Origin of the sequence: Lysinibacillus sp. RC46 (assembly GCF_041262385.1) — a bacterium.
In the GTDB taxonomy this organism is placed as follows: Bacteria; Bacillota; Bacilli; order Bacillales_A; family Planococcaceae; genus Lysinibacillus.
In genome coordinates this window covers 1-5,276 of record NZ_JBGCCF010000068.1, presented here as the reverse complement: position 1 = coordinate 5,276, position 5,276 = coordinate 1, and the positions used below count along the sequence as shown (strand labels likewise).

4 protein-coding genes and 1 pseudogene are annotated in these 5,276 nt (G+C 33.3%); all 5 read left to right on the top strand.

Annotated features, from left to right (window positions below; translation table 11 throughout):
- Positions 1-433 precede the first annotated feature (433 nt).
- Positions 434-871 (top strand): GNAT family N-acetyltransferase, encoded by a 438-nt coding sequence (locus ABH966_RS26865; protein ID WP_370083777.1) that lies wholly within the window; start codon positions 434-436, stop codon positions 869-871.
- Positions 872-1,202: 331 nt separating this feature from the next.
- Positions 1,203-2,090 (top strand): DMT family transporter, encoded by an 888-nt coding sequence (locus ABH966_RS26860; protein ID WP_370083775.1) that lies wholly within the window; start codon positions 1,203-1,205, stop codon positions 2,088-2,090.
- A gap of 297 nt (positions 2,091-2,387) precedes the next feature.
- Positions 2,388-2,693: a hypothetical protein gene (locus ABH966_RS26855; RefSeq protein ID WP_370083773.1), complete on the top strand. Its 306-nt coding sequence runs from the start codon at positions 2,388-2,390 to the stop codon at positions 2,691-2,693.
- Positions 2,694-3,184: 491 nt separating this feature from the next.
- Entirely contained in the window at positions 3,185-3,838 is a 654-nt protein-coding gene (locus ABH966_RS26850) for a DUF2306 domain-containing protein (RefSeq protein WP_370083771.1), read from the top strand.
- A gap of 177 nt (positions 3,839-4,015) precedes the next feature.
- Positions 4,016-5,018, top strand: a pseudogene (locus ABH966_RS26845) (IS1595 family transposase); the annotation flags it as partial.
- Between the last annotated feature and the right edge of the window lie 258 nt (positions 5,019-5,276).

Genomic DNA, 5,276 nt, shown 5'->3' with positions numbered 1-5,276 from the left:
TTTGCCATGTATCTATAAGTAACTTGAGTTCTATAACAAAACAATCTTTCTTCCCTTTCGTCATTACCCGTCACTCCTTTCTTTTTTTGATTATTCACAATATACAACATAAACATATGTTCTATAAAGAAAAAAGCACTTCATTCCTCCCACCTCTGAAGGAGTGGGCTTCCTGAAGCTCAATTCTGTGAATGGAAAACATTGATCGACCTCAGTTCGAGGTTAAATCAACTTTGAAGTGGCCAACGGGTTATTATAAAAGGACAGCATTTAACAGTGCTGTGAAACTAAGAACTTACTACAAATCGTGTTCTAGGCTTAGTAGTGAATCACGATTGATTGCTTAAATAAAGACAAGTTAAATGGTATTATAATGAAAGATTGGTATATTGATAATAAGCTAAATATGAGATTGAGAAGCGAGGTATTATAAATGGAAATTAGAAAGCCGAACAACTTAGAACTAGAAGAAATAATAGCTCTTTCACCACAAGCTTTATTTGATGGTACACTGGGCGGAGTAAGAGCAACAAATGAAAAAGTTTTAAACTTAATTGAACCTCTTCTTAAAAAAGGATGCTACTATTTGATAGCAACAGAGAATAATGAGTTAATGGGATGGATCCTAATTGGGGAAAATAAAGACCAATTTACGGAACAATTAAACGGGTTTATTTATGAGCTATTTGTAAAAGAGACATATAGAGGTAGAGGTATTTCCAAAGAATTAATGAATATTGCCATTGAACAATTGAGGAGGGAAGGATACTCTGAAGTTAGACTTAGTGCTTACGCAGGGAATAATGCTATTAAGCTATACGAAAAAATGGGATTTAGTTTAAGAACAATAAGTATGAAATTACAGTTATAAAAGTAGTTTGGCTTATTTAAAACTAAAAGACAATGACTAAGCGCTCATTAAAACGTGATATGCGCCCTGTTATTTACAAATTGAAAATTAACTAGTGCTTGTAGTGTATAGAAAAGAATTCTACCATTGCGCAAAAGAAACCCAGGTACTCATTAATTTTAAGCTTGGGCTTTTAGAGGCAGGTTATGGAAAAACCTTTTTACAAACTTGATAGGCGATGATAGTATATACTAGGCGATAATTTCAAGAGGAGAGAATTCCTTCCTAGCCACAGGATATTCTCCTTAGATATTTCGTTAATTAAAGAACGACAGAAGGTATAGTAAATAAAGTGACAAATCTAATGTATGTATTTTGTTTAATAGTGTGGGGGCTTAATTTTATTGCAGTGAAAATTCAAGGAACGCCAGTAAGCTTAGAATTATCTTTGACTTATCGGCTAGTTATTACTGCATTTTTATTTATTGCCCTAGTATTGTTTCTTAAGCCGAAAGGGGTACCTACAAAGAAAGATATACCCTTTATCATTGTGTTTGGCATTTGTAATTTTGCTTTAAGTTATTTATGCCTATATTACGCAACAATATTAAGCTCAGCAGCAATTGTAACATTAATCTTTTCATTAAAAGTGATATTGACGCCGCTAGCTCTTCGTATTTTCTTAAAAGAGCAACTACATCCTCGTGTATTATTGGGAGGGCTACTAGGGGTGTTTGGTGTTTGTGTTCTCATTTATCCTTCTTTAAGTAATTTTTCTAGCTTATCTGTTTTAAAAGGCATAATGATTGCACTTTTAGGTACAGTGCTTACAGCAATTGGTGATGTAAGTTCTGCAAGGAATGCCAGAGTAAAGATTGATCCTATTTATTCGAATGCTATTGGTTTCGCTGTAGGAAGTATTTTAATGTCTATAATTGTATTGTCACAGGGACAAAAGATCATCATTCCTACATCAATAACATACATATCTGCTTTACTGTACTTAACATTGATCGCATCTTTCCTAGCATGGCTATTTTATTTAAAACTTGTTGAAAGAATTGGTGCTGCCAAAAGCGGGTACATGGTAGCTTTATTTCCGGTAATTGGAGGGATAGCTTCTGTTCTAATTGGTGAATCACCGCTTTCAATATATTTGATAATAGGATGTCTATCTAGCTGTATAGGTGCAGCTATAGCTTTAGGATTTAGAATTCCCCGTAAAATTAAACAAACGTAAATCAAGACAATGGGGACCATGTAAATGATAAAAGAAATATGATGACAGTAGACCGCTCAGAAATGGGTGGTTTTTTTGTATTTGTTATTTCATCTTCTGTGGAGAAAAAAGCTAACAAGCACGTCCAGTTCCTTTTCATTAGCTCTATATGCCATGCGTCAAAAATAAACATAACACAGACATTTTTTTATTTAAATCCGGAAAAAATGCGGGATTTCAATAGTGAATGGAAACATTTGCTTGGAATGAGGTATTATTAATCAAAAGGACAAACGCAAGATTTAGGGGGAATATATGTTGAAAAAGGCATTTAGTTTGCTAGTTATAGTTCTTCTATGCTGTAGTTTATTGTTTATGTGTAAAAGTGAAGTTAAAGCAACCTTTATAGGGGTTATTGAAGAGATGGTAAACGATCGGAAAGCCGTAGTATATGTAACTGAATCAGAAAATAATGCGGTTTATGGAATTGTTTATGTAAATCTTGCAAAGAATCCCGACATAAAATTTAAGGTTGGTGATAAAGTAAAAGTCGGTTATGACGGAAAAGTACAAGGTACAGCACCAATGGCCGTTACTACACTTACTGTTGAATTAGTTGAGTAATATAATAGTACAATGTAGCTGAAGAAAAAAGCGATCAAAGAATGATATATAAAGAAATTTCGCAAACAGATGATGCTGATACATAAGGTTATGGGGGAGCTATCTGGGAGCAGGGGCTCGAATTTGACTAGCTTTTATGTTGTATAATTAATTGACCTATTAGGTGACTGAACAAATCAGAGCCTAGTAGTTTTTTTATTTATGTAAAATATCGTTACTTAAGTGTCGAAGCCAGCTTTAGATATTTATACTATCTTAGTGGCTATGGTTGTTTTATTTAAAATATAAAACCTCTTACACACATATTTTTACCACTTATTAGGTGGAAAGAGGCTATGGTGAAATTAAATGTTACAGTATAAACAGGAAAGAAAAAACTATAAAAAATAAAATATGCTCAAATCAAACAGCATAAAGTAGTGAGGGAATTTTTTTATGGAAGAAGAAGGGGAATTGAAACAAGACCAAATAAAATTTTAGGAGATAGAAAGATGCATAAAAAAACTTGGTTTATATTTATTTGTTTAGCTATTTTAGTATCTGGTTATTCCGCTGTTCAATATCTCTTCATGGATGCGCATCAAGCAGGGTTTGTTAAACTGAAGCTTATGTTAAATTCTACATTGAGCTCATTTTGGTACATAATGCTTTATTTGCATATCATATTTGCTATAGTAGCTTTAGTCATTGGTCCCTTTACATTATTTTCAAGGTTTAGAGATAAAAATATTAAACGTCATCGTACGATGGGGAAAATTTATATGATAGGCATATTATTTGGCAGTGTTTCGGGGCTTTATTTAGCCTTTTATGCTACTGGGGGGTTAATGTCTCAGCTGGGGTTTGGTTTCTTAGCTATATTTTGGCTGATAACAGCATTTCAAGCTCTGGCTAAAATTAAACATAAAAAAGTTCTTAATCATCAAAAGTGGATGATCAGAAATTATTCTTTAACCTTTGCAGCTGTCACTTTAAGAATTTGGCTAGTCTTGTTTACTGTACTATTTGGATTTGAACATTTTAATCTTAGCTACTCTATAATCGCTTGGTTATGTTGGGTGCCCAATTTATTCGTTGCAGAATGGTTTATACGACGAAAACTCAATACGATGAAGCATCAGGGAAATGCGGATTTACAATTTTAAATAACAAATAAAAATGACTACTTTTGTGATGAGTAGTCATTTTTGTTTGTTATATGCTCTCACTATCATAAACTGAATTACAACAGTCGTTTTAATATTAAGGCCGTTTTCGTATAGATTGTTGCTATCTTGAAAATATTGAATTGAATATAATGCATTTTCAGGAGGCGTTCAATAATGTGGAGATATGTATATGAAGCAGTTGGAGAATTAGGAAAAGCAGATCAACTAGCCTTATTTAAGGCAATGAAACAAGATCTATATCCAAAAGAAGAAAATAAAATGGAAAAATTACTTCCTAAGATCAAAGAGTCTCGATTTTCGTCTGGTTTAGGTTGTCTTCATTGTGGAAGTACTGCCGTAAAACGTAATGGTAAATATCGTTCTAGACAGAGATATTTATGTAAGGATTGTGGGAAAACATTTAATGATATGACAAATACGCCTTTTTCAGGTTCGCGTTATCCGGAAAAATGGATTAAGTACATTAAAATGATGATAAACGGTGTTACATTACCACAAATTTCAGACTCCTTGGAAATTCATATATCCACCGCATTTTATTGGAGGCACAAGATTTTAAATGCTTTAGGAAGTCACGGCTTCAATCAATTATCTGGCATCATTGAAAGTGATGAGACTTTCTTTCGTGAATCTTTAAAAGGTCGTAGATTTACACATCGTAAACCAAAAAAACGAGGAGAAAAGGATGAAAAACGAGGAATTTCAAATCAGAAAATTGCTGTAGTTGTAGCATAAGATCGAAATAACAATATTATTGCGAGGATGGCGGGTAGAGATCGTGTGAAAGCAGAAGAAATTGATGGGGTTATTGGGGGATTATATAGCCCATTCTTCTTTGTTATGCACGGATACAGCTACCAACTATAAAAAATTTGCAGCAGCAAAAAATCTCAAACACGAAACAATTAATCTTAATCAAAATCAACGAGTAAAAAAAGGGATATTCCACATACAACACGTTAATAACTTCCATCGCCGTTTGAAAGGATGGATGGAACGATTTCAAGGCGTTGGTACGTATTATTTGGATAGTTACCTCTACTGGTATCGTTGGCTTGAGTTACATAAAAACTTGGCATTTGAAAATCGGGTAGAACAAATGCTTATTTCAGCTTGTCAAAAATCTAACTATTTCACAGTAGGAGCATTAAGAAAAGATAAAGAGCACCATTTATCAGTGCTTTTTAAATGGATTAAGTGGTGTACTGTTATTCAACTAACGGAGCAGGTTGGTTGAATAAGAAGGGATATTTGTAAAAATGTTGAAGTAATATAGAATATCGTTTATCTCAGGTTTATTAACAGTAATGTCTAGTTGATAAGCCCAGTGGTGATATGTCAACCATAAAAAACATCGGAATTGGAAATTCTTAAGCTACCAAGCATCTAAAAAACTGTTTTTAAGCGTACTCAA

What these genes read in the sequence shown, in the direction of transcription:
- ABH966_RS26865 (WP_370083777.1), top strand. Translation starts at nt 434, where the DNA reads ATGGAAATTAGAAAGCCGAACAACTTAGAACTAGAAGAAATAATAGCT.
- ABH966_RS26850 (WP_370083771.1), top strand. Translation starts at nt 3,185, where the DNA reads ATGCATAAAAAAACTTGGTTTATATTTATTTGTTTAGCTATTTTAGTA.